This is a genomic window from Methylophilus sp. (assembly GCF_052173275.1).
GTDB lineage: Bacteria > Pseudomonadota > Gammaproteobacteria > Burkholderiales > Methylophilaceae > Methylophilus.
In genome coordinates this window covers 2,793,513-2,820,378 of record NZ_JBQMUL010000002.1, presented here as the reverse complement: position 1 = coordinate 2,820,378, position 26,866 = coordinate 2,793,513, and the positions used below count along the sequence as shown (strand labels likewise).

The following is a 26,866-nucleotide window of genomic DNA, read 5'->3' as shown; positions in this document are numbered from 1 at the left end:
GTTAAAAAAACATAAGGAAAATAGTATGAGCGCAATTGTAGATATTATCGCCCGCGAGATCATGGACTCTCGCGGCAACCCGACCGTAGAGGTTGATGTATTGCTGGAAAGTGGCGTGATTGGTCGTGCTGCAGTGCCTTCAGGCGCGTCTACCGGTGCAAAAGAAGCGGTAGAGTTGCGTGATGGCGACAAAAGCCGTTATTTGGGCAAGGGTGTGTTAACCGCTGTTGAAAACGTCAATACAGAAATCACCGAAGCCATTTTGGGTTTGGATGCTGAAGAGCAAAGTTTTATCGACAGAACACTGATCGAGCTCGATGGCACAGAAAACAAAGACCGTCTGGGTGCCAATGCGATCCTGGGTGTATCTATGGCTTGTGCTCGTGCTGCAGCTGAAGAAAGTGGTTTGCCTTTGTATCGTTACCTGGGTGGTTCTGCATTCATGCAATTGCCTACGCCTATGATGAACATCATCAATGGTGGCGCGCATGCCGATAACTCTGTGGATATCCAGGAGTTCATGATTGTGCCAGCTGGCCTGCCAACGTTCCGCGAAGCATTGCGTGCTGGCGCTGAAATCTTCCATGCATTGAAGAAAACGCTGCATGACAAAGGTCTGGCGACGACAGTGGGTGATGAGGGTGGTTTTGCACCTAACCTGCCATCTAACGAGTCTGCATTACAATTGATCATGGAATCGATTGAAGCGGCAGGTTATGAGCCAGGCAAGGATATCTACCTGGGCCTGGATTGCGCAAGTACCGAGTTCTACAAAGATGGTAAATACCACCTGGAATCAGAAGGCGCTTCGCTGACTTCAGCTGAGTTCACTGATTACCTGGCTACGTTGGCTGGCAAATACCCTATCATCACCATCGAAGATGGCATGGACGAATTCGACTGGGCAGGTTGGGATCTGCTGACAAAACGCCTGGGTAAAACCACCCAGCTGGTCGGTGATGACTTGTTTGTGACCAACCCGAAAATCCTGCGTGAAGGCATCCAGAAGGGCGTAGCTAACTCAGTGCTGATCAAAGTCAACCAGATCGGTACTTTGACTGAGACTTTCCAGACGATAGAGATGGCGAAGCGTGCAAACTACACGGCTGTGGTTTCTCACCGCTCTGGCGAAACAGAAGATACGACTATTGCCGATATCTCTGTCGCCACCAACGCATTGCAAATCAAAACGGGTTCCCTATGCCGGTCCGAGCGTATCGCCAAGTACAACCAGTTGCTGCGTATTGAAGAAGAATTGGGTGATGCGACCAGCTACGCTGGTTTGTCAGCCTTCTACCAGCTATTCAAATAAGCTGGTAGATACCGCATCTAGGCCAATGTGCGCAAACTGACTGTGATCTTTATTGTCCTGATTGCCCTGCTGCAATATCCATTGTGGTTGGGCAAAGGCAGTTGGTCACGCGTCTGGCAGTATTCGCAGCAGATCGAAGCGCATGAAAAACGCAATGATTATTACCGCCAGCGGAATGAAACATTGCGCGCTGAAGTGCGTGATCTGAAACAAGGCCAATCCGCGGTAGAAGAGCGTGCGCGCAGTGAGTTAGGCATGATCAAGCAGGACGAAGTGTTTTACCAGGTCATGCAGCGCAAAAACCCTAACCCGGCGGCGCCAGCCAGTGTGATCACTGCAACGCCGCCCAAAGAGGCAGTCATGCCTGCATCTCCTGTCTCAGAGGCTCCGGCGACAGCGTCGGATTAACCGCTGGACTACATGGCACAAAAAATAATGGCATGTCACAAAAATAATGGCGCTACAAGCGCCATTATTTTTAACACTGCCTGGCGTTATGCCAGCGTATACGGCAACTCTGAAAACCCTAAGGCATATTCCTGCCAATAAATACTGCCTGCGGCCTGGGCTTCCAGCCTGCATTCCGCCAACACCCACCAGCCGCCTTGTTTGTTCGGTGCCACACGCACCAACTGGCCGGCTTCTTGCTGTTTGGCATCTAATAAAGGATCGCCAATCGCGGGTGCAGTGGCCGTGTCAGGCAAAATCGCCAATTGTGTGCGGCGTTTCACCTTGCCCAGATAATGCGTACGCGCCACGATCTCCTGGCCGGTATAGCAGCCTTTTTTAAAGTTGATACCATCCAGCGCATCCAGGTTCACCATTTGCGGCACAAACTTTTCCTGGGTCGATTTGTAGACTTGCGGGATGCCCGCCTGAATTTCCAGTGCGTCCCATTGCACGCTATCCGCAGGCGTAAACGTGGCTGCCAGGGTTTTCCAGGCGTGCTCTGCCTGGGTGGTTTCAATGATTAACTGCGCGCGCTGTTTTCCGTGACTGTCTGGTAAACGGATCAGGCTGCCCAGAGGCGTTGGGCTGGAATGATGCGGATGCAACGGCAGGTGCTGGATATGCGCTGCCGAATCAGCACTGGCCAGCCCCAGAATGACAAACTGCTCGCTGACATCTTCTACCAGCACTTTGCTACGCATGACGAACATGCGCAGGCGTTTGACCAACTCCGGAATCAATGTACGCGGACATTGCAGGTAGATGATTTCATTGATGCTGAAGGCATAAAACAGTGCCAGCAAACGGCCTTTTGCCGTACAGTAGCCGGTGAATTGCGCCGCCTGTTGTACCAGTTTAATATCATTGGTGAACTGGCCTTGCAGAAACGTCAGGGCATCCGCGCCGCTGACCGCAATGAGGCCATGCGTGGACAAATCAAATAACTGGCCGGGCGCAGGGGCATCGGGTGAAATAAAACCGGCTTCACCAGACTCGTTAAATTGAGCACCCTGTGAAATTAAGAATTGTTGCCATGTGGCGCTGGACATAAAAGACCTTCCTGGTGAGTGCGAGTGATGTGATATCAATCGACGGCATGCAGACTTGATGAAAAAACCTATTCTACCAACTGGAATCGTATTGCGCTTTCATCCCTCTAAATTTTTATGGGGGTGGTGGCTGGTATTTTCAATGGCGGTGCTGCTGAGTCTTTGTGCTTGTTTGCCGCTATCGTGGGCGATGACCTGGGTGATCATCTACGCAATAGCTTGTGTCTGGCAGTGGACACAGCTACTCGCCACCTGTTGGCAGTTCAGCCCGCAATCACTGCAGGTGGATGTCTATGGTCAAATGACAGTAACCAATGCCGCAGGCCAGCGCTGGGTAGTTCACGTGTTATCAGATAGTGTCGTGCATCATAGGCTGATGGTTTTGCATATCGACTACCTGGAATTGCAGCATGAAACTGCAGAAAAAGAGATTCCTCTGTCAGGCCGCAAAATGTGGCAATGGCTGCGACCCACACGCTTGCTGATTTTGTCTGACCATGCCGACACCGAAGCGCAAAAAGCTTTGCGTGTCTGGCTGACCTGGGGTCTGCGCGAATAAGCATCACGGCTTATTGAAAGTGATTGTCGTGCGCAACCGTGTCACTGCGCGCAAAGAATCTGGATTTCACCTGTTTGCGATACAGCCCGAAAGTATGTTTGCACTGGCGTATCGATTCCCTATGTATGCTGGTCGCCAGCAAACACAAGCCTGCCAGGGTAGAAAGTATCCAGGCGATAGAAAAGGGCACGATCTCATGGCGCGGAGATTTGTGGGATTGTATGGATTGCAGCACCGTATAAGTGTCATCACCGGGGAGATATTGCGCACCGATCTCCTGCGCCAGTTTTTGCAAGTAAGGGCCGTCACGCTTGGAAATAAAACGGTCGAAATCCGAGAGCGCTACACTGTCATCGCGGCCGCTGCTTTTGCTGGCTGTCACCTGTGCAATATTGGGTTGCACAGCAAAGCTTTCATTCGACCAGTACCCTATCATCTGGTTTTCTTCTGTCAATTTGGGGATGCCGGTGCCTTTATCTGAGCCGATACCGACAAAGAACCAGCCATCGCCACCCTGGAAATCCCTGAGATTGCGGGTGTTGAACGCATGCAGCAATGGCGCTTCGTCGCCATCGGTAAAATAGACCGCTTTGGTCGCTTCCGGCATCTGGCGCAACAGTTTGGCCGTGATTGCCAGGCTTTCACGTAACTGGCTGTTGCCTGTCCACGCCATGCGCCAATCCAGGTGATCTATGGTTTCGTGTATTGCAGAAAAATGCTGGCACACTTGCAGCGGCGTGTATAGTGCCGCTACCGCATCGCCCGCAAACAGCCCTATGCTCAGGCGGGTGTGGCAGGGCAGCTGGGCGACGATCTCATGCATCATGCGCTTGGTGTAGTCTAAACGGCTGACGGTGCGACCATTGAGCGACATATCCTTGGCATTCATGCTCTGCGTGACATCGGCGATGAGCAGGTAGGTATGGACGTTGCGCTTGATCGGGATGGTAGGCACCAGGATGGCGCCCAATAAACAGAGTAACGCCAATGCGAGCAGGAAGGTGTCGCGATGTTTAAGCCAGTGTTTGAGCCAGTGATTTTTCATGGTTTTTTTCCAGGAAACCCGGCATAAATCATTCAGTGAGCGCATTGCTGTGCCGCGTGGTACTAAAAAACCTCATGCACTCATGTGCATGCCGGTTTCTGCGTGCCGTGCGCCTTGCATTCGTCTCGCTAAATAACTTATTTCGTGCTTCCTTCATGATGTGCCTGCATCACTGGCCTAGGATGTCCGAGGTAAATCAGGCGTTATTAAAATTTACTGAAAATGGTTATCGTGCGCGATCGCCTCACTGCGGTTAAAGAGCCGGGATCTGATCTCATGATGGTAGATCTTGAGGTTTTGCCTGATCTGGCGCAGCGGTTGGCGGCTCGCATAGGTGCCGATGATACATAATCCGCCCAGGGTGGCGAGTAGCCAGCCCAGTGGGAGCGGTGCAATATCACGCCGGGCCGGTTTTTGAGTTTTCATGGCTTGCAACACGGCGTAACTGCTATCGCCCTTGATATATTTGGCACCGATCTCCTGTGTCAGGCTTTGCATGTATTCCGCTGCCATTTTGGAGATATAGCGGTCGTTCTCACCGGCCACATTGTCATCGCGTACGCCCAATGTGCTTTCCGAAATCTGCGCAATACCCGGCTGCATGGCAAAGCTCTCGTTAGACCAGTAACCGATTACCTGGTTATCTTCACTCAATTTGGGGATAGCGTCGCCTTCTTCAGTGCCTATGCCAACAAAGATCCAGTCATCACCGCCCTGAAATTCTTCCAGGTTTTTGGTATTGAATGCATGCAGTTTGGGCGCTTCTTCGCCATCGGTGAAATAAACCACTTGTGCAGGTTCTGACAGTCCGCGCACCACTTTGGCGGTGACAAACAGGCTCTCCCGCAAGCGGCTGTTACCTGACCAGGCCATACGCCAATCGAGATGGTCTATCGTATCCTGGATGGCGGCAAAGTTTTTACAGATTTCTATCGGTGAATACATGGCGGCGACCGAATTACCCGCATAAAGCCCGATGCTGACTTTAGTGCCGCAGGGCAGGGAGCCCACCACCTCATGCATCATATTTTGCATATAGGCCAGACGCGTGACCTTTTTGCCACGGATGGTCATGTCCGAGGTATTCATGCTCTGGGAGATATCTGCCACCAGGAAATAGGTGTAAATATTATGTTTGAACGGGATGCTGGGGCGCAAAGTAGCGCCCAGCAGGAACAGCAGCGCCAGCCCCAGCAAGACAGAGTCGCGATGTTTGATAAATCGTCTGAGCCAGATATTCATACTTTTCAGTTTATAAAGTGCAAGCAATCATGCATTGGGTTAAGGCAGACCGTTGGGGATATTGCCCATGATCAGGCCCGGATTGTCGGATTCGCCCACGCCTGGGGTTGGTTTTTCAGGCAGCAAGCTCAGCACACGGTCATAGTTGCGGCGTGTGCCCCAATGGTTGTTGTCTGCTTTCAGCGCGCTCTTGTACGAGGTCATGGCCTGTGTGAGCAGGTATTCCACTTCATCACGCGTGTTATTGTCGTTACCGCCAGTGACCTGGATCGCCTTGAGGAAAAACATATTGCCGATGTTATGCAGGATGGCTGCGCGTTGCACAGCTGTGGTGCCGTCTATCAGTTTGGCAAACAGCAACGTAGCCTCCTTGTAGCGCTCATTTTTTGCCAGCCAGTAGGCCACTGCATATTTAGCCTCAAAACTCTGCTGGTCGGTTTGTGGTGTTTTTGCCGTGGTGATGGCTTCATTAAAGGCCCTGGCCTGTTGAATCCGTTGCCAGGAATATGCCATGGTGATGGCGGCAGCGACAGCCACCACGATCAGGCCGATGACCAGTTTTTTTACGCTGAGCGCCATGTGTTGATCTCCAGATATTTAACCGCCAGGAGGAAGGCAATCATGACGATTGCAATCCAGTAACACACATTGGTGTAATCATGGCCGGGGATTTTTTCCATATATTGAATCGGTTTTTTTTCTTTGCTGTTAATGTCCGCAATCGCGGTTTCCAGCGACTTGGGGTCAGACGCTTCATAAGCACTGAATGGGGTGCGCAGGGTCTGGAAGTATTGATAAAGTAATACTTCAGTCGGCATATGGCCGTCATAACCACTTTCGGTGTACTTAGGGTCGAAAATGGTGATACCGCCCGGCTGGCGCAAAACGATCCAGTACAAGCCTATGTTATAGCGTTGCAGCCAGTCACGCAGTTTCTGCTGCACCATATCGCTGACGCGACCTGCGCCATCCGAAATCAGGATGATGGCGCGTGAGCCTGAGTCAGGCACATCTTTAAACAACTCCACCGCGCTGGTTAATCCGCCACCAATATTGGTCTGGAACAGCGAGTTACCGGCAGTGGCCTGCACGGCAGAAAGCACGGCTTCTTTGTTCTCGGTGAGTGGCAACACATACATGGCCGAGTTACTGAAGGTGATGACACCCATCATGTCATTGCGGCGGCCTTTAATGAAATTGGTGATGATGCGGGCGGCGGCAACGGATTTTGTTTCGCCGATATGGCCATCTTTATCGCCGACAAACGCATCATCCATACTGGCGCTGCGGTCCAGCACCAGTCCGATCTGCGCGCCTATGCCGGTACGCAATGCTTTTTGCTCCAGCGTATGCGGCCCTGCCAGCCCTAGAATCACAAACAGGATACTGAGGGCTGCCAGTGCTTTTAACAACAGGCCTATGATGCTCGATAAGGGGTCAGGCGGCAGCAGGCCTATCCACGAATAATGTTTGCTGTGTGAGCGCTCCAGCAGCAATGGCAGCAATGCCAGTGGTAACGCCCACAATACCCAGGGGTGATTGAATGCCATGATGCTATTTCGCCCTTGCTTGCAAATCAGATTTCAAATCAGGTTGCAGGTCTGGTGTCAGGCCGCGTTCGCAATCACGCATGTGGCGGCAAAACTTGCGCACCCATTGTTTGGCAGGCATGCCAAGTTCCAGCGAGGTCTTGGAATCAAAAAACACCTGGCGGGAAAGATCAAAAAAACGCTCGATCTCTAGCCTGGCAGCCTGGTAAGCCGGTTTTTCCTGTATGAATTGATCTACATTGTTGCCGAATACGCTGTGCCCGGCTACTTTCTGTATGGCCTGATGTACCACGCCTATGGCTTGTTGCAGGCCTTCCTCAGTGTCAGGCAGTTTGCCGACTTTGCGATAAGCCTTGGCAAAAGCACCGCCCATACGCGGCAGCCAGGTATTGGCGCCCAGGATATACAGCAAACCAAGCAGGCTCAGTGCCAGCACGCCAGCCGCTATTTTTAACGCCTGCTCTTCTTTGGCTGTGCTCAGTGTGAACGGCGGGATCAGCGGGCTCATTTCACTCTTGAGATTGACTTCGCCATACACAGATAGCGGTGAAGTCCTGAAGTTAAAAGACGGGAAGCGTAATTGGCGCAGTTCTGTTTTGCCATTGTGACGCAGTTTGACGATCTCGCCGCGCAGGATGGCAGGTTTGACCACGCGTCCGGACTTGAATACCTGGTAAACCAGGTGGATGGTATGCACGCTGCGGTCTGAGAAGGTTTCATCTTCTACACTGATGCCAGCCAGTTCAACGCCCGAGACCTGGCCGCGATAGCGGTGCTCGTAGCCCACGATCGGTAACGATTCGCGTATCAGTTCATAGGGCTTTTTAACGGTCAGGATAATGGTGCGTTCCAGCTTGTCACCAACCACATAACCAGCATCACGAGTGGGGTTGATTTCCTTGACGGTGACGAATTTGTTATCTACGTTAGGCAACGTCACATCGGCATTCACAGGAAGGGCTGCCGAGGCGAGTACCGTCAGGAATAAACAGGTGCACAGGAATTTAGGCGCTTTCATCAATCTTATTCCTCAGACAGTCACATATTGATGGAAGTAGTCGGACAGCAGGTCTGCGTCAAACGTGTCTTCCACAAAAAATGGCTGCATATCAAATTTCATAAATATATCTTCGATGGCCTTGCGTCTGGCGGCAAAGGTATCCAGTATCCGCTGCCGGTAAGAAGCGCGCAGGAACAGGGTGCGGCGTTCGCCGGTTTCAGGGTCGTTAATGCTGGTGATGCCAAACTCCGGCAGATCTTTGTACTCGGTGCTGTTCCATAACACCACCGGCACAATGTGGTGGCGTAGCATCAGCAACAGGGTTTCTTCCAGGTGTTCCAGCGGCATGTGAAAGTCGGAAACGAGGAAGATCAGTGCGCGCTCGCGTGGCAGCAGGCGGGCGCTGTGGATCAAAGCACCGGCACCGACTTCACTCGGTAAATGGTTTTCCAGGCGATCCGCCAGTTCCAGCATGCTGTGCGGCCTGGCCGAGAGCGTGCTCAGCCATTCATCGCGCAGCTCATCATCAAAGCCGACAAAAGCCACCGGGTCACCGTTACGGGTGGCAGATTGCGCCACCGAACGCGTGATTTCTGCCGCAGTGGTTAATTTGGTATGCGGCACACCATACTGCATGGACCCCGACAAATCACACATGACAAACACCGGCGTCGCACTTTTCTGGTTGAAAATGCGGACATATACCTGTTCCATCGGGTCGCGGATGGTCTGGCGGATATCGATCCGGCGCGGGTCAGGATAGGAGAGTAATGTGGTATGCCCACGAAACTCCATGCCCATGCCGCGCTGGTTGCTTTTATGGCGACCAGGACGGCGGGAGCGTGAGCGCCAGCTGATGTGGTAGCTGAATTCCTTGATGTAATCCATAGGGTGCGGTCAGTTCAGGCGTGCATTAAGGCGCAGAAACGGCATTGATGATGCCGGACAGCATTTCACGCGCGATTTCCGTGCGGCGCATTTCGTATACCGGGCTGAACACCAGACGATGGGCAATAGTTTCATGGAATACGGCATGAATATCTTCCGGGATCACTGCATCACGCTCATTCAACCAGGCATTGACGCGGGCAGCACGCAGCAGCATACCCATGCCGCGCGGGCTGGCGCCGGACAATACCAGGCGTTTCATATCCACATTGGAGACCTTGATGCCGTAAGCCAGCGGGTCTTTGGTCGCCAGCCACAGGTTCAATGCATATTTACGCAGGGCAGGGCTGGCAGAGATGTTTTCCTGGATGACTTTGGCAAAACTGTTGAGCTGGTCAAACTTCAATACATCTGCGTCCACATTGCTGATCAACTGATCTACATCATGAAAGCGCGTATCAAAAATCAGCGATTCCATGATGTCATGCGCCGGTGGCACCACAATCGGGATCTCCATCATAAAACGGTCACGTGCCGCAGACGGGATATCAAACGTTTCTTCCCTTTCCACCTGGTTACGGTCAGCGAACACCAGCATGTGCGGGAAGTAATGTTCTTTGTTAAAGGCCGTCAGCGTGCGCTCCGCCATCACGCGCAACATTAGCGAGTGCACCTGCGGACGGGCACGGTTGATCTCGTTAAAGAAGAAGATGGATAAATCCTGGCCGGACATCAGCAACGGGCCAGGGCTCACATGCGGTTTGCCGTCTTCACCCAGGTAAGTGTGGTACACCAGGTCATTCGGCATCAGGTCAATGGTGCCTTCAATCCGCTGGTAACCACCGCCAATGCCACGGGTAAATGCACGCAACAACGTCGTCTTGCCGACACCGACATCACCTTCAAGCAATACATGGCCACGGGCAAACACTGCAGTCGTAATCAAACGGACTGGGCTTTCCTGACCGACCACCACTTTATTGACTTCTGATTCAAGTTTTAACGCGTGTACTCGCCAATCGGCTAGTTGTTGATCATGCATTGCTGATTTCCTGACGTAATATAATTTTTTGAAAGTTAATTGTAACTAAATTGTAATTTCTAAACAGCCATTTGTCGCAGATTATCGCCCAAACCCTTATGAAACGATATTTTCCAATATGTAAAATTCCGTAACAATTTAGGGAATCTTACCTAGGTTTTGTTTAAAAGTATACAGGTCTGTATATTGTTGATCTGACAAAAAGCTTTGACTAAACGCGATTTCCGGCGAAAATATTGTTTTATCCAAAAAATTAAAATTACATGTCCAAGAATTCCATGTCTGGCAAAAGCAGTTTCAGTAAAGAAGAACTATTGGCCTGTGGCCGGGGTGAGATGTTTGGTGAAGGCAATGCACAACTGCCTTTGCCACCAATGCTGATGTTTAACCGGATCGTTAAAATATCTGATGAAGGCGGTAGATACGGGCAGGGCGAGATTATTGCAGAACTGGATATCAGCCCTGATTTATGGTTTTTCCAGTGCCATTTTACCGGTGACCCGGTCATGCCAGGCTGTTTAGGCCTGGATGCCATGTGGCAGCTGGTAGGTTTCTTCCTGGGCTGGAAAGGTGGCCTGGGTCGTGGTCGCGCGTTGGGGTCAGGTGAAGTCAAGTTTACCGGTCAGGTATTGCCTACCGCTAAAATGATCCGTTACCACATTGATTTGAAGCGTGTGATCATGCGTAAATTAGTGATGGGTATTGCGGACGCACGGATGGAAATTGATGGCCGCGAGATTTATAATGCTAGTGATTTGCGTGTTGGCTTATTCACCACCACGGATAATTTCTAGAAGTCGTTCATAGTGATGAAGTCTATAGTATTGAAGTCTAAGGAGGCGCAATGCGTCGCGTAGTGATTACAGGATTTGGTATCGTATCAAGTCTTGGTAATAACAAACAGGAAGTGCTAGACAGCCTGAAAGCAGGCCGTTCAGGCATTACCTATCAACCGGAATATGCCGAGCGCGGTTTGCGCTCGCATGTGGCTGGCTCTATCAAAAATCTGGATGTCGAGGCGCTGATAGATCGCAAATTATTGCGTTTTATGGCAAAAGGGCATGCCTATGCCTGGCTGGCGATGCAGGAAGCGATTGCTGATGCCAAGCTGCCTGAAGACCTGGTTTCCAATGTGCGCACTGGCCTGATCGTCGGGGCTGGTGGTACATCGACCGAGAGTATGCTGGAAGGCACCAATACGCTGGCAGAAAAAGGCATACGCCGTGTCGGCCCTTATATGGTGACCAAAACCATGAGCAGCGGCATTGTCGCCTGCCTGGCGACCGGCGCTAAAATCAAAGGCGTGAATTACGGCATCAGCTCAGCATGTTCTACCAGTGCACACTGTATCGGTGCGGGCGTGGAACAGATCCAGCTGAATAAGCAGGATATTGTGTTTGCCGGTGGTGGTGAAGAAGAGCACTGGACCATGAGCTATCTGTTTGATGCCATGGGCGCACTCTCTAGCAAGTATAACGAAACCCCTGATAAGGCTTCCCGTACTTATGATGCTGACCGTGACGGCTTTGTGATTTCTGGCGGTGGCGGCATTGTCGTGCTGGAAGAATACGAACATGCCAAAGCGCGTGGTGCGCACATCTATGCTGAAGTGGTTGGTTATGGCGCAACCTCGGATGGTTATGACATGGTCGCACCAAGCGGTGAGGGCGCGGTGCGCTGTATGCAGCAGGCGCTGCAAGGGCTGGACATCAATGATATTGATTACATCAATACCCATGGCACCAGCACGCCGGTAGGTGATACCAAAGAGCTGGAAGCGATACGCACTGTATTTGGCGACAGCAAGGCCGCTATCGCTTCGACCAAATCATTGTCTGGCCATGCATTAGGCGCGGCAGGGGTCAATGAAGCGATTTACACCTTGCTCATGATGCAGCATGGCTTTATTGCTGCTTCTGCCAATATTGATACCCTGGATCCGGCAGCGGAAGGGCTGAACATTGTTCGTCAGCCAATCACATCGGCTAAGGTAGAAACTGCATTGTCAAACAGCTTTGGCTTTGGTGGCACTAACGCCACATTGACACTTTCTACAAAAAATCTGTAGCAGCAAAAAGAGTATTTTTTGGCAGCACCTGAAATGTGTTCCTGATCCCAGGAGCACATTTTTCTTTTATAAACCCGGTTTGTTTTAAAACTCGGGTTTTTTATAACTTGGGTTTTTCCAGCTTCAGGATTTTATTAACAGCCGCTGCTGTCTATGGTCACGGATAATACGGATGGGTTAGCTGGCGCGGAAGTGATGCTATATTCCAGCTTGCAATGATTTTCGTCATGCGCGCCGGCCAGAAAGTAAGTGGCCCGGTTAGTGTCTGAAAGTGCTGGCTGTATCGTAAATCGACCAGGCATCATCAGTTGGTCTAAGCCGCCGGTGCCATCAGGGGCCATCCCTACCGGATATCTGCCCGTAAATAACACGGGTTTGCCTTCAATCGTGGTAGAAGTGGTGGTCTGATATTGATCGATATCGCATTGTGGATCTGAGATACACAAGCCTTTTGCCATGGTGGCGACAGACACCACCGTAGCTTTGAATGAATGTAGCGATGCCTGCTTGGCCTGGGAATCGGTTTTTGAAAAGCGCGTGTAAGCGGTGACTGCCAACACTGACGTGATCAGTATGACGAACAGCAGCTCGACCAGGGTAAATCCCGATTGGCTTGCGTGTGTTAAACCAGGTTTGCGGCCACCCATCAGTGCGCGCAGGGCGGAATGCATAGTGTCATTTTTAATCATCGCGCGGTATGTTACCGCAGCCAGATGAAGCAAATGTCAATTTTTGATGAATGTTGCAAGTGTTAAATAAGGCTTACAAATGCGTCTTTTTAAAACTATTTTTTCAGCGTTGCTAGCCGTCCTGTTGTTGAGCCAGTGTGCCACCATGATGGGGGAACGTACGGTCAGGATGAATACCAGCCAGATCCAGCAAAAGCTGAATAGCAAACTGGCCAAACCATTCAAAGTGATGAAGGTGTTTCAGGTACAGTTATCCAACGCGCTGGTCACGCTGGACCCGGCAACGGGCAGGATTCATACCACTATGGATGCCAACATAGGCAGCGAGCTGTTAGCCAACACCGCCACAGGTAAAGCGAGTTTGTCTGGCCAGCTTAAGTTTGATGCGGCGCGTAATGCGGTGATTTTGGATCAGCCTGCAGTGGATGCAATACAGCTGGATGGCGCCAATAGCGAATGGAATGGCATGCTGCAACAGGTTGCCAAAGACATGGGCAGCAAGTGGCTAAATCAATTGGTGTTATATGAAGTGAAACCTGACGAGCTGGTCTATGGCGGCACACATTACCAGCCGACTGATTTGCGCATCACTGCGGATGAGGTGCAAGTGACTTTAAAGCCGCAATGAGTTTGAAGCCAGAATGACTTTGAAGCTTAAGTCGCTTTGAAATTAAAGCGGCTTTAAAACTATACTGACTTCAAAACTACAGTAACGTTAAAACCGCCATCACTGCGGCCTCACGCTGCGGTTATATGTTTTTCCAGCAATAATGCCGCCACGACTTTGCGGCCTTCTGCCGTCAGGATATTGAATGTGCGGCAAGCTGCTGCTGTCGTCATGCATTCAACGGCTATATGTTCAGCCAAAAATGACTGAAGATGTTTGGGGTGCACAAAGCGTTGCTTGTCACCGGTGCCTAATAACACCACCTCTGGCTTGAATGCCAGAATTGCCTCTAAAGCCTGCGCATCCAGCGTCTCCCATGCACCGCTGAACCAGTCTGTGCTGAGTGCGTCGTCACTGATGATCAGGGGTTGCGTATAGAGCTGGTGATTGATGGTGATGGCCTGGCTATCTACGCCATTGATCTGGTATTGCTGTTCGCTTTTATGCAGGTGTAATTTCATGCGCCGTGCTCATCTCTAAACATTAAAAAATAAAACAATCTATCTGCCTGAACAGACCATGATCTGGTCGCGCCGTTCATTGATGAAGCAAGGGTTTGCAGGTAGAATGAAAGTTTTACTTTAAGAGCTTAACACACGCTAAATGTGTTTGTTAACAGTGTATGCAGCCAGTCAATAAATCCAATAAACTCAGCAACGTTTGCTATGACATCCGCGGCCCCGTTTTACAACGGGCGCGCCAGATGGAAGAAGATGGACAACGCATCATCAAGCTGAACATCGGTAACCCGATGCCATTCGGTTTCAATGCCCCGGAAGAGATCGTGCAGGACGTGATCCATAACATGGATCAGGCCTCCGGCTACACTGATTCCAAAGGCCTGTTTGCCGCACGTAAAGCCATCATGCATTACACCCAGCAAAAGAATATCGAAGGTGTGACCATAGACGACATCATCATCGGTAACGGCGTGTCTGAGCTGATCGTGATGGCGATGCAGGGCTTGCTGAATAACGGCGATCAGGTGTTGATCCCAATGCCGGATTATCCTTTGTGGACGGCGGCGGTGAACCTGGCTGGCGGCAGCGCACGTCATTATATTTGTGACGAGCAGTCAGGCTGGTTGCCAGACCTCAAGGATATCGAAAACAAAATCACTGCCAATACCAAGGGTATTGTCATTATTAACCCTAACAATCCAACAGGTGCCTTGTATCCTCAGGAGATCCTGGAAGGCATTATCGAGATCGCGCGCCACCATGGCCTGGTGATTTTTGCCGATGAGATTTATGACAAGGTGTTGTACGACGGTAACACGCATACCTCGATTGCGTCACTGGCAGATGATGTCTTGTTCGTGACATTCAACGGGCTTTCAAAAAACTATCGTGCCTGTGGCTATCGTTCGGGCTGGATGATTATTTCCGGCGACAAAAAACCGGCCAAGGATTACATCGAAGGCCTGAATATGCTGGCCTCCATGCGCCTGTGCGCCAATGTGCCCGGGCAGCTGGCGATCCAGACCGCATTAGGCGGCTACCAGAGCATCAATGACCTGGTAGCACCGAGCGGACGTTTGTGCAAGCAGCGCGACCTGGCATATGACATGTTGACCGCCTTGCCTGGCGTGAGCTGTGTCAAGCCGCAGGCGGCCATGTATCTGTTCCCCAGGCTGGATCCAAAAATCTACCCGATTCAGGATGACCAGCAATTCATCCTGGATTTATTGCTTGAAGAAAAAGTATTGCTGGTGCAGGGCACTGGCTTTAACTGGCCTTCGCCTGACCATTTCAGGGTGGTGTTTTTACCCAATGTCGATGACCTGACCGAAGCGATGACGCGGATTGGGCGCTACCTGGATGGCTACCGTAAGAAACATACAAAGTAGCGCGTGCCAGCACGTGCTGATGATTCATTTACAGTGTGACTAAGTTATAGAATGTGGATATGAAAGAACTAAAAGTAGGGTTGTTGGGCATTGGGACTGTAGGCGGCGGCACATACACTGTGATCACGCGTAACCAGTCAGAAATTGCACGCCGCATAGGCGGCAATATCCGTATCGTGCAGGTCGCCGACCGTAATCTGGAATTGGCCAAACAGGTCACTGGCGGCCAGGTGGCAGTCACTGATGATGCATTTGCGGTAGTGAGTAATCCTGAAGTCGATGTCGTGGTTGAACTCATCGGTGGTTACACCATCGCCAAAGAGCTGGTGTTGAAAGCGATCGCCAATGGCAAACACGTAGTCACCGCCAACAAGGCTTTGCTGGCAGTACACGGTAACGAGATCTTCAAGGCAGCCGCTGACAAAGGCGTGATCGTCGCGTTTGAAGCCGCGGTCGCTGGCGGTATCCCTATCATCAAGGCATTGCGCGAAGGCCTGAGTGCCAACAAAGTTGAATGGGTAGCCGGCATCATCAATGGCACCACCAATTTTATCCTGACAGAAATGCGTGACAAAGGCCTGGCGTTTGCCGATGTGCTGAAAGAAGCGCAACGCCTGGGCTACGCCGAAGCGGACCCCACCTTTGATGTAGAAGGCATTGATGCCGCGCACAAACTGACCATCATGGCCAGCATCGCATTTGGCACGCCTATGCTGTTTGAGCAGGCCTATACCGAAGGCATCACCAAGCTCACCAGCCAGGATATTCAGTACGCACAAGAATTAGGTTATAGAATCAAGTTACTTGGCATCAGCAAAAAAACCGAGGCGGGTGTGGAGTTGCGTGTGCATCCAACCCTGATCCCTGAAAAACGCCTGATTGCCAATGTGGATGGCGCGATGAACGCCGTTGTAGTCAAAGGTGATGCTGTTGGACCAACCTTGTACTACGGTGCCGGTGCCGGTGCTGAGCCAACCGCTAGCGCAGTGGTGGCCGACCTGGTGGATATCGCCCGCCTGCAAGGCACGACTGCCGACCAACGCGTGGCTTTCCTAGGTTATCAACTGGATCAGCAACAGGCTTTGCCGGTGCTGCCGATTGCGGAAGTGCACTCTGGTTATTACTTGCGTTTGCGTGCTTCTGATAAACCAGGCGTGATGGCGGATGTGACCAAGATCCTGGCAGATTTGAAAATCTCGATTGATGCCATGTTGCAAAAAGAGCCTCAAGAAGGCGAAGCCGAGGCTGATATCATCATCCTGACGCATACCACGCAGGAAAAAACAATGGATGCCGCGATTGTTAAGATAGAAGCATTGCCTGCGATTGACGGAGCAGTGACTAAAATCCGTCTGGAAACCTTGTCCCGCTAACGATAGCCAAGCTGGCCGGGCTAACTGCCTCAGCCAGCGCTAATACATTAGGTTAAATGTAATGAAATATATCAGTACCCGCGGACAATCGCCCGCTTTGAGTTTTAGTGAAATCTTGCTGGGTGGCCTGGCGCCAGATGGCGGCCTGTATTTGCCTGAGCAGTATCCACAATTCAGCGACGCTGATTTAACTGCTATGCGCGGCATGAATTACCGTGAACTGGCGTTTGCGATTTTGTCGCGCCTGGTCGATAACAGCGATATCCCGCACAGCGACCTCAAGACGATTATAGATAAAACCTACCGCGCAGAAGTGTATGGTTACGCGCGTGCCGGGCAATTGGCCGAAGACATCACGCCTACCCAAAAGCTGGAAGAAAACCTCTACCTGTTAAGTCTTTCTAATGGACCAACGCTGGCTTTCAAAGACATGGCCATGCAGCTGCTGGGCAACCTGTTTGAATATGTGCTGGCCAAAACCGGCCAAACCACCAACATCCTTGGCGCTACTTCGGGTGATACAGGCTCGGCGGCGGAATATGCCATGCGTGGCAAAAAAGGCGTGCGCGTATTCATGCTGTCGCCATACCAGAAGATGAGCCGTTTCCAGACTGCACAAATGTTCAGTCTGCAAGATGACAACATCTTCAATATTGCCGTCAAAGGCGTATTTGATGATGCGCAGGATATCGTCAAAGCCGTTTCCAACGATCATACATTCAAGGCGCAATATAAGATCGGCGCCGTAAACTCCATCAACTGGGGCCGTATTGCCGCGCAGATCGTTTATTACTTCAAGGGCTATCTGGCGGTCACTCAGGATAATCGCCAGAAAGTCAGTTTTACCGTGCCTAGCGGTAATTTCGGGAATGTCTGTGCCGGGCATATTGCGCGCATGATGGGGTTGCCGATTGACCAGTTGATTGTTGCCACCAACGAAAACGATGTCCTGGATGAATTCTTTAAGACTGGCGTCTACGCACCACGTGGCTCGGCTAATACCTACCATACTTCCAGCCCGTCTATGGATATCAGCAAAGCCTCTAATTTTGAACGCTTTGTGTACGACCTGGTAGGGCAGGATACTGCCAGGGTACGTGAATTATGGACAGCAGTAGACCATGGCGGAAAATTCGATTTGAATGCTGATGGCTACTTTGCCCAGGTGGCTGATTTTGGTTTTGTGTCTGGCAGCAGCAATCATGCTGATCGCCTGCAAACCATCCGTGCCACCAAAGAGAAATATGGTGTGACGATAGATACGCATACCGCAGATGGCCTGAAAGTCGCGCTGGAAAAACGCAATCTGCAAGTGCCTATGTTAGTGCTGGAGACAGCCTTGCCAGCCAAGTTTGAAGATGCGATCGTAGAAGCGCTGGGCGTAGCCCCTGAGCGTCCAGCCAGCCTGCATGGTCTTGAAGACTTACCGCAGAAATCTACCGTGATGGATGCCAGCGTAGATGCGGTTAAAGCGTTTATCGTCGCCAATACTTAATCATTTCCGGGAGCCCTCGCATGCAACAGTATCATGATCTGCTCAACCACGTACTCGCACACGGGCACCAGAAAACCGACCGTACCGGCACCGGGACGATTTCGGTGTTTGGCTACCAGATGCGATTTAACCTGGCAGAAGGATTCCCGCTACTGACGACTAAAAAAGTCCATTTGAAATCCATTATCCACGAGTTGTTATGGTTTTTAAAAGGCAGCACCAATATCGCCTACCTGAAAGAAAACGGCGTCAGCATCTGGGATGAGTGGGCAGATGCCGAGGGTAATCTTGGCCCGGTGTACGGTTACCAGTGGCGTAACTGGCCCAAGCCGGACGGGTCACATATAGACCAGATTACCCAAGTCATCAACCAGATCAAAAAGACGCCAGATTCACGTCGTTTGATCGTATCGGCCTGGAATGTCTCGGATATCGAGCACATGAAGTTGCCGCCTTGCCATGCTTTTTTCCAGTTTTATGTCGCAGATGGGAAATTGAGTTGCCAGTTGTACCAGCGTAGTGCGGATATTTTCCTCGGCGTGCCGTTCAATATTGCCTCCTATGCGCTGCTGACCATGATGGTGGCGCAAGCCTGCGACTTGCAATTAGGGGATTTTGTGCACACGCTGGGCGATGCGCATATCTACAATAACCATATGGACCAGGTCAAAGAGCAATTGTCTCGCTCAGCACGGGCATTGCCAACCATGCGTATTAATCCTGAGGTGAAAGATATTTTTGCTTTCCGTTTTGAAGATTTTACGCTGGAAGGTTACGACCCACACCCACCTATCAAGGCGCCAGTCGCCGTATAGTCCAGTCCCTAAAAAGGTTGACAAATGGCTATTTTTAGCCATTTTGTTAACAAAATGTAATTTTTTAAAAATTATAGGTTGTTTTTGATATCCTTTTTCGCGTTATGTATCGTGATGCAAGAGTCCCTAGCTTGAGTATCACACCTCAATTCATGACATTAACAAGGAGATCAAAATGCAAATAAAAGTTTCACTTATTACTGCCGCACTGTGCGGTTTATTATCCGGTCAGGCCTTTGCTGACCATGCAACCCTGAAACCAAAAGCCTACGACAGCCTGGGCAAGTGCGTAAAAGCAGCTTTATCCAAGCATGATGGCAAAATCGTTAAAGTTGAAGCCAAGTCTGAGCGCAAGCAATTGGTTTACGAGTTTGACGTGCAATCCAATGATGGCAAAGCCTGGGATATCGAGTGCAATGCTAAAACTGGCAAAATCACTGAAGTAGAAGAAGAAGTCTCTGCTGATGATGAAAGATTCAAAGCATTAGCTAAAGTATCTGAAGAAGATGCGAAAGCCACAGCCCTGGCTGCACATCCAGGTAAAGTGGTAGAAACAGAGTATGAGCTGGAGCCAGATGGCAAAGCTTCTTACGAGTTTGATATCCTTGAAGCGGACAACGAAGAAGTGAAAGTGGAAGTCGATGCGACCACTGGTAAAATCGTTGAAACCAGCTACGAAGTGTACCAAATCGGCCAGGAGTAATAGGCTGAGTTGAAAGCCTGCGTTGCGCAGGCGTGCATGAAAGACAAAAGGCACCGCATATGCGGTGCCTTTTTTGCATGAGATCAATATGCAAGTTAGGGAGCGTCTACCCCGATAGGAGCAAGTTTGCAGTTGCTCATATCGGTCCTAGTGATAGTTCACTCCCTTCAATATAAGTAGCATTTTGTATGCCAGTGAGAAGTTGCTTTTCAAGCGGCTGATTGGAAAAACATTTTTCCATGTCAATGGGAGTTTTTCCTAAAATTATGGTGGTTCATTACAGCCAATTGGTTGTAATTATTAAGATTTTACAACCAGTTTTGGCTAAATATCAGGCTGCTTCCAGGAATCGATGGATGCCTGTCAACAGCTTTTTGTATTCACCCCGTTTAATTAACTCACTCTGCGCCAGCATGTTGAGCAATGAAGCCTGCTGATGTTGCTCGTTTAAGGCGCTCAGAAAGGCGCTGGAGAGGTTTTCATTGCTGGCGACATAGCAAAGGTTAAAAGTGTCGCAGAAATCGCCGTATAGGCTTCCCAGCATCAGGCTTTTCGCATATTTGCTGGCTAATGGCGGTGGGCTCTCCTGGCTGAGTGGAAAGCTGCTGCGCTGATCATCAATTAATAACAGGCGGTAATCGCTCAGTTTTTGCGCAAGCAAGGTTTGATCTGCCATGTAATTTTCATTATTGAACAGGGTAGACGTATCGCACCATACGGCAGATACCGGGTAGTTGATGCAATATTTCTCGATCTGCTCGGCAAAGGTGGCTGCCTGAGTGCCTGCCGTTTCGGCCAGCTGGATCACATGAATGCCCTGTTTTTGCAGCAGGGTGACCAGTGTCTGGCTGATGGTGTGGTCTACCAGCAATAAGCCGTCATCAGGGCTGATACTCTGCAGCACTGCATGTTGCAGCGCTAGCCAGCTGCCGCAGGCAATATGGTCGGGCGATACCAGGAATCGTTTTTCATGCGCTAACAGGTTTGCCAGCATATGTTTGAGATTAAACAGGCCGGTGGCGTCGTAATCATTTGCTTGCAGTTTGTGCATATGCAATGCTGCGCGGCGAATATGGTGCAAGCTGGTTTTCTGGATCAGGGTGTGTATGCTGTTGGTAAAGGCATCTGCCTGTGGCCGGTGCAAAGAGGCGACAGAAGCCTCTTGGTCTGGCGTCAAGGTGTTAGAAGCATCTTTGGCTCTGGCGGTGACTGTGACAAAGGTGCCGCGTTTAGGCTGGGTATAGATCAGGCCAAGCGCTGAGAGTTCTTCATAGACACGGGAAACGGTTTTACGGTTGATACCCAGGCGTTGAGCGATGTCACGCGAACTGGGGAGTGCACTGCCGCCCAGCCAGGCTCCGCCTTCAATCATGGTGCGAAAATGCACTATCAATTGCTGATGGATAGAGGCAGCTGCCTCTTTATCTAATACCAGGGAATAATGCCAGGGTCTGAGCACAGCCAGTGTTTGCCTTCATCTTATCAAGTAAAAACGCGATACCGTCATAAAGAAGGTGCCGCAATTACCTGAAGATCACACTAGGACGTGTCCTTCAATGCAGGCATGATACAAAAGAAATGCAATTCAACAAAGTTTTCGGAAAAATTCCTTGTCTGGCCCATGAATAAAACCCGAAACTGGCTGGCTGTCTTCACGGCTTATCTATATTACAGTTACAACCGCTTAATAAAGTGATACATCTGTAACAGGATGAGTAACAGCGCTGGAAGCCTAGTCCGGTAGCAAACTAAGCGTCGCACAATGTTTTTACGTTTATTCAATATTTTTACAATATTGCTACATGTGATTTATCTCCGGAGATATAACTATGATGAAAATCAAAACTGCTTTTGGCGTAGCTGCTAGCGTGGCCCTTGCCTTGCCAGTCATGGCATTTGCCGCTGCTGACCAGGAAGCCGCAATGAAAGACCCAAACAACTGGGCACATCCACGCGGTCAACACAACAACCAGGGCTACAGCAGCCTGGCACAAGTTAACAAAGGCAACATCAAAAACCTTAAAATGGCCTGGACATTCGCTACCGGTGTTAACCGTGGCCACGAAGGTTCTCCAGTCGTTGTAGGCAATATGATGTACCTGGTATCTGCTTTCCCTAACAACATTTATGCACTGGATCTGAACGATAACCAGAAAATCGTTTGGTCTTATTTCCCAAAACAAGACCCTAGCGTTCAAGCCGTTCTGTGCTGTGATAACGTGACACGTGGCCTGGGTTTTGGCGACGGTAAAATCTTCCTGCAACAAAACGACGGCATGCTGGTCGCTTTGGATGCCAAAGACGGTAAAAAAATCTGGGAAGTAAAAAACACTGATCCAAAAGTTGGCGCGACTAACACTAACGCTCCACACGTGATCAAAGACAAAGTATTGACCGGTTGTTCAGGTGCTGAATTCGGCGTACGTTGCTTTATCCAGGCTTATAACATCAAAGATGGTTCTACCGCATGGAAAGCCTACTCAACAGGCCCTGATGCTGAAACATTGCATGACGCTAACACCAACAAAGACAACCCGCTGTACAACGCGCTGTCAGTTTACCAGGACGTAAACGGTGGTAACAAAGAAGGCGGTTCCTTCAAGCGTCTGGAAGCTTCACAAATCAAAGGTGGCGAAAAAGAATTGGGTACCCGTACCTGGTTGAAACCACAAGCGATCAAAGATGGCTGGCAACATGGTGGCGGTTCCGTATGGGGCTGGTGGCCGTATGATGCAAAAACAAACTTGGTTTACTACGGTGCTGGTAACCCATCCGTCTGGAACCCGGACGTACGTCCAGGCGACAACAAATGGTCTATGACAGTGACTGCACGTGATTTGGACACTGGTGTGGCCAAATGGGCGATGCAAATGACACCACACGATGAGTGGGACTACGATGGCGTGAACGAAGTCATCCTGTTCGACAAAGGTGGAAAAACATACGCATGGCACCATGACCGTAACGGTTTTGCCTACACATGGAACGCAAACACTGGTTCTCTGATCGCTGCTGAAAAAGTACACCCGTTCGTTAACTGGGCTGCTGACGTTGACCTGAAAACAGGCGTACCAAGCAAAGATGGCCGTTATTCAACGCACCAGGATTACAACGCTAAAGGCATCTGCCCGGCTGCGTTGGGTACTAAAGATCAACAACCTGCTGCTTACTCACCAAAAACAGGTTTGATGTATTCTCCACTGAACCACGTATGTATGACATACGAGCCAGTTGAATCTAAATACGTTGCTGGTCAACCATGGGTTGGTGCGACTTTGACTATGTTTGCTGGTCCTGATGGCGTAATGGGTGGTTTTGCTGCTTATGATCCAATGACCAACAAAAAAGTCTGGTACAACAAAGAGAAATTCTCTGCATGGAGTGGTGCGCTGACAACTGCGACTGATCTGGTGTTCTACGGTACTCTGGACCGTTGGTTCAAAGCTGTTGATGCTAAATCTGGTAAAGAGTTGTGGAAATTCCAGGTTGGTTCAGGTGCGATCGGTAACGCATTCACCTACGGTAACAAAGGCAAACAATACGTTGGTATCTTCTCTGGTATCGGTGGTTGGGCTGGCGTTGCGATGAACCTGGGTATGACAAGTGACACAGACGCACTGGGTGCTGCTGGTGGTTACAAAGAGTTGACCAAGTACAACGCTGCTCCTGGCGGCGGTGCACTGAATGTATTCTCACTGTAATTTGAGATTGATCTCGAAGTACTTTTAGAATTACGTTGACTTAAAAAACACCCTGCTTCGGCAGGGTGTTTTGCTTTGTAGAGCTGGATAACAGAGAGTGACACTAGTCAGGCCAACAGATGATGGGCAGGAAGTTTGACTAGCCTAAAAAGTCATTGCTCTGAAAAACAAGCAGCTAAAAGGAAATAGCGTAAGTGCTTAGCCGTAGATATGCACCGCGTTTTCAGCACGGATCTGCTGAAATATCTGGTGGCGTGCCGGGGCGATTTCACCTTTAGCCACGGCTTCCAAAATCACGCAGCCAGGCTCATGCGTATGGGTGCAGTTATTAAATTTACAGTGGCCGATATGTGGCCTGAATTCAACAAATGCATATTCAAGCGCGATACTATCAATATGATACAAGCCGAATTCCTGCAGGCCGGGGGAATCTATGATGGCGCTGTCATGATCCAGGTGGTAGAGATGTGTGGCAGTCGTGGTGTGTTTGCCGCTATCCAGCGTGGTGCTGATTTCCTGGGTCTTGCTACGTACTTCAGGCAGCAAGCCATTGATGATGGTGGATTTGCCCATGCCGGATTGGCCGACCAGGATACTGGTATGCCCGGCGAGGATAGGGCGCAGCGCATCGACGGATTCTTTGGCGTTGAGCGGTAACGAGATGTAGCCCAGTTGCGCATATTGGGCAAGCTTCGCCACGGCATCCGGGTTGGGTAAATCACTTTTATTGAGGATGATCACTGCGCGTATGCCAGCGGCTTCTGCAGCGATCAGGCAACGGTTTAATAGATCTTCATAAAAACTGGGCTGGGTCGCCAGCACAATGAGTATTTGAGTGACATTGGCTGCCAGGATTTTGCTTTTAAAGGCATTGCTGCGATAGAGCAGGGTGTCGCGCTCAGCGGTTTTCTCGATCACGCCTTCTTTGTTGGAGGTGAGCTGGACAGAGACACGGTCACCCGCAGCATTATCGACTTTCTTGCCACGCGTGACGCAACTGAGTTTGCGCCCATCAGCTAACTCAACGTTATAGCGCTTGCCAAAGGCGGCGACAATTAATCCTTCTTCTAGCATATTAGAAATGATAGTAGGTCTGGTTGAGGTACTGCACCACCTGCTGCTCATCATCGTCGAACCATTTGAGATTGAGCATGGTGTTGCAATTGGTGACCTGGGCTTTCAGGCCATTGAGTGAGCGTACTTTGCGGTATTCCCTGGTATAAATCCCGCTGCCATCGCCGCCAAAACTGCTAGCGTGGCAGGAGATACAGTGCGTTTTCACCAGTTTTTCACCTGCCTGAAAATCAGCTTTGCTAGCCGCGTGCACAGGTGTGACCAGCAATGCGGATAAAACAGTGATGACTAGTGCTTTCATGCGTAGGTTTGCAATTTGGCAATACGCAAACTTGCAGGCGGGTGCGAGTCGTAAAAGGCCGAGTGCAACGGGTCTGGCGTCAGCGTAGACGCATTATCACGGTAAAGCTTGACCAGGGCATCAATCAGGAATTGCGGACGTGATTGTTGCGACGCGTATTGATCCGCTTCAAACTCATTAGTGCGCGAATAGGCCGCCAGTAACGGGCGCAGGATAAACATAAACGCCGGGCTGACCAGCATAAACAGCAGTAAAGCCATATGGTTGCTGGCCTGTGCCACCCCTAAACCTTGGTAGAACCAGTCCTGCTTCATCAAAAAGCCTAACAACGCCAAACCGAGCAGGCTTAAGCCGAACATCATGATAATGCGTTTAATCACGTGTTTGTGCTTGAAATGCCCCAGTTCATGGGCGAGCACCGCTTCGATTTCATCTGCATTGAGTTTTTCAAGCAAAGTGTCAAAAAACACCACACGCTTGTTTTTGCCAAAGCCGGTGAAGTAGGCATTGCCATGGCCGGAACGTGTGGAACCATCCATCACAAATAGACCCTGACTAGCAAAGCCGCATTTTTGCATCAATGCTTCAATACGTGCTTTCAGGTTCTGGTCTTCCATAGGCGTGAATTTATTGAATAATGGCGCGATCCAGATCGGGTACACCGCCAGCATAAACAGGTTAAACACACTCCAGATCAGCCACAGGTACAGCCACCACCAGTCGCCAGCGCCTTGCATCAGCCATAATGCGACAAACAGGAGAGGGCCACCCAACAGCAGGCCAACAATGCTGTGTTTGACCAGATCGGCAAAAAACATGGTGCGCGACATTTTGTTAAAGCCAAATTTTTCATCGACATTGAAAGTTTGAATATAATCAAACGGCAGCGTTGCTGCGCTGGAAATCAGCATGGCCGAGCAAATCACCAGGGCACCACGGATGATCTCGTGCGCAGGCAGCCATTGTTGCCAGAGTTGGTCCAGGCCTTGTAACACGCCGCCCAAGGTTAGCACGATCAGTACCGCTGACTCAATCACCGTTTCACTCAAACGCAGCTTGACCTTGGCTCTGGTGTAATCGGCCGCACGTTGGTGCGCATCCAGGCTGATCGTTTCTTCAAACGCCTGAGGCACTTGCTGGCGATTTTGCTGGATATGTCGGATATGCCGTAAGCCAAGCCAGACGCGGATAGCGAGACTGATGGCAATGACGGCAATAAAAATTTGAGTAAAGAGTTCAGGCATATCGATCATTGATGGGCTTAGTGATTTCGGTTAGCTATTTTGATGGATTAATACCCACCTTGTTCACTGAACTGAATATAATGTTTCATTTTAATGGAAATCATGACGTGAGGCACACAATTGGCAACTAATCAGGACAATTTAATCTGGCTGGACATGGAAATGAGCGGCTTGCTGCCAGAGTCTGATCGTATTCTTGAGCTGGCGGCTGTGGTTACAGACGCGCAACTGAATGTGATTGCAGAATCGCCGGTACTGGTCGTTCACCAATCTGATGCCGTACTGGATGGCATGGATGCCTGGAATAAAGGCACACACGGGCGCAGTGGCCTGATTGAGAAAGTGAAAGCGTCGACGCTGGATGAAGAAGCGGCAACAGATGCCATGCTGGCCTTCCTGAAAGAGCATGTGCCTGCCAGCAAATCACCGATGTGTGGTAATTCTATCTGTCAGGACAGGCGCTTTATGGCGCGTTATATGCCGCGACTGGAACAGTTTTTTCATTACCGTAACCTGGATGTCAGCGTATTTAAAGAATTATCACGTCGCTGGCGCCCGGATATTTACTCCGGCTTTAAAAAAGCGAGCCGCCATGAAGCACTGGCAGATATTTATGAGTCTATTGATGAGCTGAAGTATTACCGTGAGCACTTCCTGGTGATGACGCCGCCAGCCAAGCCAGAATAAGCTGCCAAAAAAAAGACGCCTACTTGGGCGCCTTGAGGGAGGAGAAGTTAGCTTTGGAGAAGC

Annotated in this window: 27 protein-coding genes; 13 read left to right on the top strand and 14 right to left on the bottom strand. The window is 50.3% G+C overall.

Translation table 11 applies throughout. From position 1 onward, the window contains the following. Positions 1-25: 25 nt before the first annotated feature. Together eno and ftsB are read left to right on the top strand one after the other, a co-directional pair. The gene (gene eno / locus ACTS9Y_RS14705; protein ID WP_442586656.1) at positions 26-1,312 is read left to right on the top strand and encodes a phosphopyruvate hydratase; all 1,287 of its coding nucleotides are present in this window, start codon (positions 26-28) and stop codon (positions 1,310-1,312) included. A 27-nt stretch (positions 1,313-1,339) separates the two neighbouring features. After that, a complete protein-coding gene (ftsB, locus tag ACTS9Y_RS14700; RefSeq protein WP_442586655.1) occupies positions 1,340-1,720 on the top strand; it encodes a cell division protein FtsB in 381 nt (126 codons plus the stop codon). A gap of 86 nt (positions 1,721-1,806) precedes the next feature. On the opposite strand, the gene ygfZ is transcribed toward ftsB, so the two are convergent. Continuing rightward, a complete protein-coding gene (ygfZ, locus tag ACTS9Y_RS14695; protein ID WP_442586654.1) occupies positions 1,807-2,811 on the bottom strand; it encodes a CAF17-like 4Fe-4S cluster assembly/insertion protein YgfZ in 1,005 nt (334 codons plus the stop codon). A 58-nt stretch (positions 2,812-2,869) separates the two neighbouring features. Between ygfZ and ACTS9Y_RS14690 the strand changes: the two genes are divergently transcribed. Further along, entirely contained in the window at positions 2,870-3,370 is a 501-nt protein-coding gene (locus tag ACTS9Y_RS14690; protein ID WP_442586653.1) for a hypothetical protein, read from the top strand. Positions 3,371-3,380: 10 nt separating this feature from the next. Here the strand turns inward: ACTS9Y_RS14690 and ACTS9Y_RS14685 are convergent, their stop codons facing one another. From ACTS9Y_RS14685 to ACTS9Y_RS14655, 7 genes are all read right to left on the bottom strand, one after another. After that, on the bottom strand, positions 3,381-4,415 hold the full coding sequence (locus ACTS9Y_RS14685; protein WP_442586652.1) for a VWA domain-containing protein: 1,035 nt from the start codon (positions 4,413-4,415) through the stop codon (positions 3,381-3,383). Between the two features lie 213 nt (positions 4,416-4,628). Beyond that, positions 4,629-5,657 carry a vWA domain-containing protein gene (locus tag ACTS9Y_RS14680; RefSeq protein WP_442586651.1) on the bottom strand — a complete coding sequence of 343 codons (1,029 nt, stop codon included), beginning with the start codon at positions 5,655-5,657 and terminating at the stop codon, positions 4,629-4,631. A 39-nt stretch (positions 5,658-5,696) separates the two neighbouring features. Then, complete coding sequence (locus tag ACTS9Y_RS14675) at positions 5,697-6,236, bottom strand: hypothetical protein (protein WP_442586650.1); 540 nt, start codon at positions 6,234-6,236, stop codon at positions 5,697-5,699. Continuing rightward, positions 6,221-7,207, bottom strand: coding sequence for a vWA domain-containing protein (locus tag ACTS9Y_RS14670; RefSeq protein ID WP_442586649.1), 987 nt, complete (start codon positions 7,205-7,207; stop codon positions 6,221-6,223). Before ACTS9Y_RS14670 ends, ACTS9Y_RS14675 begins: the two co-directional genes overlap by 16 nt. Positions 7,208-7,211: 4 nt before the next feature. After that, on the bottom strand, positions 7,212-8,225 hold the full coding sequence (locus ACTS9Y_RS14665) for a hypothetical protein (RefSeq protein WP_442586648.1): 1,014 nt from the start codon (positions 8,223-8,225) through the stop codon (positions 7,212-7,214). Between the two features lie 12 nt (positions 8,226-8,237). Beyond that, the gene (locus ACTS9Y_RS14660; protein ID WP_379029244.1) at positions 8,238-9,095 is read right to left on the bottom strand and encodes a DUF58 domain-containing protein; all 858 of its coding nucleotides are present in this window, start codon (positions 9,093-9,095) and stop codon (positions 8,238-8,240) included. A gap of 25 nt (positions 9,096-9,120) precedes the next feature. Further along, positions 9,121-10,137, bottom strand: a complete 1,017-nt coding sequence (locus ACTS9Y_RS14655) for an AAA family ATPase (protein WP_442586647.1) — start codon at positions 10,135-10,137, stop codon at positions 9,121-9,123. A 278-nt stretch (positions 10,138-10,415) separates the two neighbouring features. On the opposite strand from ACTS9Y_RS14655, the gene fabA reads away from it, so the two are divergent. Continuing rightward, positions 10,416-10,931 (top strand): 3-hydroxyacyl-[acyl-carrier-protein] dehydratase FabA, encoded by a 516-nt coding sequence (gene fabA, locus ACTS9Y_RS14650; protein ID WP_442586965.1) that lies wholly within the window; start codon positions 10,416-10,418, stop codon positions 10,929-10,931. 50 nt (positions 10,932-10,981) lie between these two features. Next, complete coding sequence (fabB, locus tag ACTS9Y_RS14645; RefSeq protein WP_442586646.1) at positions 10,982-12,205, top strand: beta-ketoacyl-ACP synthase I; 1,224 nt, start codon at positions 10,982-10,984, stop codon at positions 12,203-12,205. Positions 12,206-12,339: 134 nt separating this feature from the next. Here the strand turns inward: fabB and ACTS9Y_RS14640 are convergent, their stop codons facing one another. Then, entirely contained in the window at positions 12,340-12,876 is a 537-nt protein-coding gene (locus tag ACTS9Y_RS14640) for a type II secretion system protein (RefSeq protein WP_442586645.1), read from the bottom strand. Positions 12,877-12,973: 97 nt separating this feature from the next. Here ACTS9Y_RS14640 and ACTS9Y_RS14635 point away from each other — a divergent pair, with 97 nt between their 5' ends. Further along, positions 12,974-13,522 (top strand): DUF1439 domain-containing protein, encoded by a 549-nt coding sequence (locus ACTS9Y_RS14635; RefSeq protein ID WP_442586644.1) that lies wholly within the window; start codon positions 12,974-12,976, stop codon positions 13,520-13,522. Between the two features lie 110 nt (positions 13,523-13,632). Here ACTS9Y_RS14635 and ACTS9Y_RS14630 read toward each other — a convergent pair whose 3' ends face one another. After that, on the bottom strand, positions 13,633-14,022 hold the full coding sequence (locus tag ACTS9Y_RS14630) for an Mth938-like domain-containing protein (protein WP_442586643.1): 390 nt from the start codon (positions 14,020-14,022) through the stop codon (positions 13,633-13,635). Positions 14,023-14,183: 161 nt separating this feature from the next. On the opposite strand from ACTS9Y_RS14630, the gene ACTS9Y_RS14625 reads away from it, so the two are divergent. The 5 genes from ACTS9Y_RS14625 to ACTS9Y_RS14605 all read left to right on the top strand — a co-directional run bounded on the left by ACTS9Y_RS14625 (position 14,184) and on the right by ACTS9Y_RS14605 (position 19,796). Further along, positions 14,184-15,410, top strand: a complete 1,227-nt coding sequence (locus ACTS9Y_RS14625; protein WP_442586642.1) for a pyridoxal phosphate-dependent aminotransferase — start codon at positions 14,184-14,186, stop codon at positions 15,408-15,410. A 59-nt stretch (positions 15,411-15,469) separates the two neighbouring features. Beyond that, positions 15,470-16,783, top strand: a complete 1,314-nt coding sequence (locus ACTS9Y_RS14620; protein WP_442586641.1) for a homoserine dehydrogenase — start codon at positions 15,470-15,472, stop codon at positions 16,781-16,783. A gap of 61 nt (positions 16,784-16,844) precedes the next feature. Beyond that, positions 16,845-18,278 carry a threonine synthase gene (thrC, locus tag ACTS9Y_RS14615; protein WP_442586640.1) on the top strand — a complete coding sequence of 478 codons (1,434 nt, stop codon included), beginning with the start codon at positions 16,845-16,847 and terminating at the stop codon, positions 18,276-18,278. A gap of 20 nt (positions 18,279-18,298) precedes the next feature. Further along, positions 18,299-19,093 carry a thymidylate synthase gene (locus ACTS9Y_RS14610; RefSeq protein WP_442586639.1) on the top strand — a complete coding sequence of 265 codons (795 nt, stop codon included), beginning with the start codon at positions 18,299-18,301 and terminating at the stop codon, positions 19,091-19,093. Between the two features lie 175 nt (positions 19,094-19,268). Next, positions 19,269-19,796 carry a PepSY domain-containing protein gene (locus tag ACTS9Y_RS14605; protein WP_442586638.1) on the top strand — a complete coding sequence of 176 codons (528 nt, stop codon included), beginning with the start codon at positions 19,269-19,271 and terminating at the stop codon, positions 19,794-19,796. A gap of 331 nt (positions 19,797-20,127) precedes the next feature. Here the strand turns inward: ACTS9Y_RS14605 and ACTS9Y_RS14600 are convergent, their stop codons facing one another. Further along, positions 20,128-21,255 carry a GntR family transcriptional regulator gene (locus ACTS9Y_RS14600; RefSeq protein ID WP_442586637.1) on the bottom strand — a complete coding sequence of 376 codons (1,128 nt, stop codon included), beginning with the start codon at positions 21,253-21,255 and terminating at the stop codon, positions 20,128-20,130. Positions 21,256-21,625: 370 nt separating this feature from the next. Between ACTS9Y_RS14600 and ACTS9Y_RS14595 the strand changes: the two genes are divergently transcribed. Next, positions 21,626-23,497: a PQQ-dependent dehydrogenase, methanol/ethanol family gene (locus ACTS9Y_RS14595; RefSeq protein WP_442586636.1), complete on the top strand. Its 1,872-nt coding sequence runs from the start codon at positions 21,626-21,628 to the stop codon at positions 23,495-23,497. A 198-nt stretch (positions 23,498-23,695) separates the two neighbouring features. Here ACTS9Y_RS14595 and rsgA read toward each other — a convergent pair whose 3' ends face one another. Genes rsgA through ACTS9Y_RS14580 form a run of 3 tightly spaced genes read right to left on the bottom strand, consistent with a single transcriptional unit; the run spans position 23,696 to position 26,116 of the window. Then, positions 23,696-24,571, bottom strand: coding sequence for a ribosome small subunit-dependent GTPase A (gene rsgA, locus ACTS9Y_RS14590; RefSeq protein ID WP_442586635.1), 876 nt, complete (start codon positions 24,569-24,571; stop codon positions 23,696-23,698). A 1-nt stretch (position 24,572) separates the two neighbouring features. Then, the gene (locus ACTS9Y_RS14585) at positions 24,573-24,872 is read right to left on the bottom strand and encodes a c-type cytochrome (RefSeq protein WP_442586634.1); all 300 of its coding nucleotides are present in this window, start codon (positions 24,870-24,872) and stop codon (positions 24,573-24,575) included. Continuing rightward, positions 24,869-26,116, bottom strand: coding sequence for a M48 family metallopeptidase (locus ACTS9Y_RS14580; protein WP_442586633.1), 1,248 nt, complete (start codon positions 26,114-26,116; stop codon positions 24,869-24,871). Before ACTS9Y_RS14580 ends, ACTS9Y_RS14585 begins: the two co-directional genes overlap by 4 nt. Before the next feature lie 120 nt (positions 26,117-26,236). On the opposite strand from ACTS9Y_RS14580, the gene orn reads away from it, so the two are divergent. Further along, on the top strand, positions 26,237-26,803 hold the full coding sequence (gene orn, locus ACTS9Y_RS14575) for an oligoribonuclease (protein ID WP_379029290.1): 567 nt from the start codon (positions 26,237-26,239) through the stop codon (positions 26,801-26,803). Positions 26,804-26,866 lie beyond the last annotated feature (63 nt).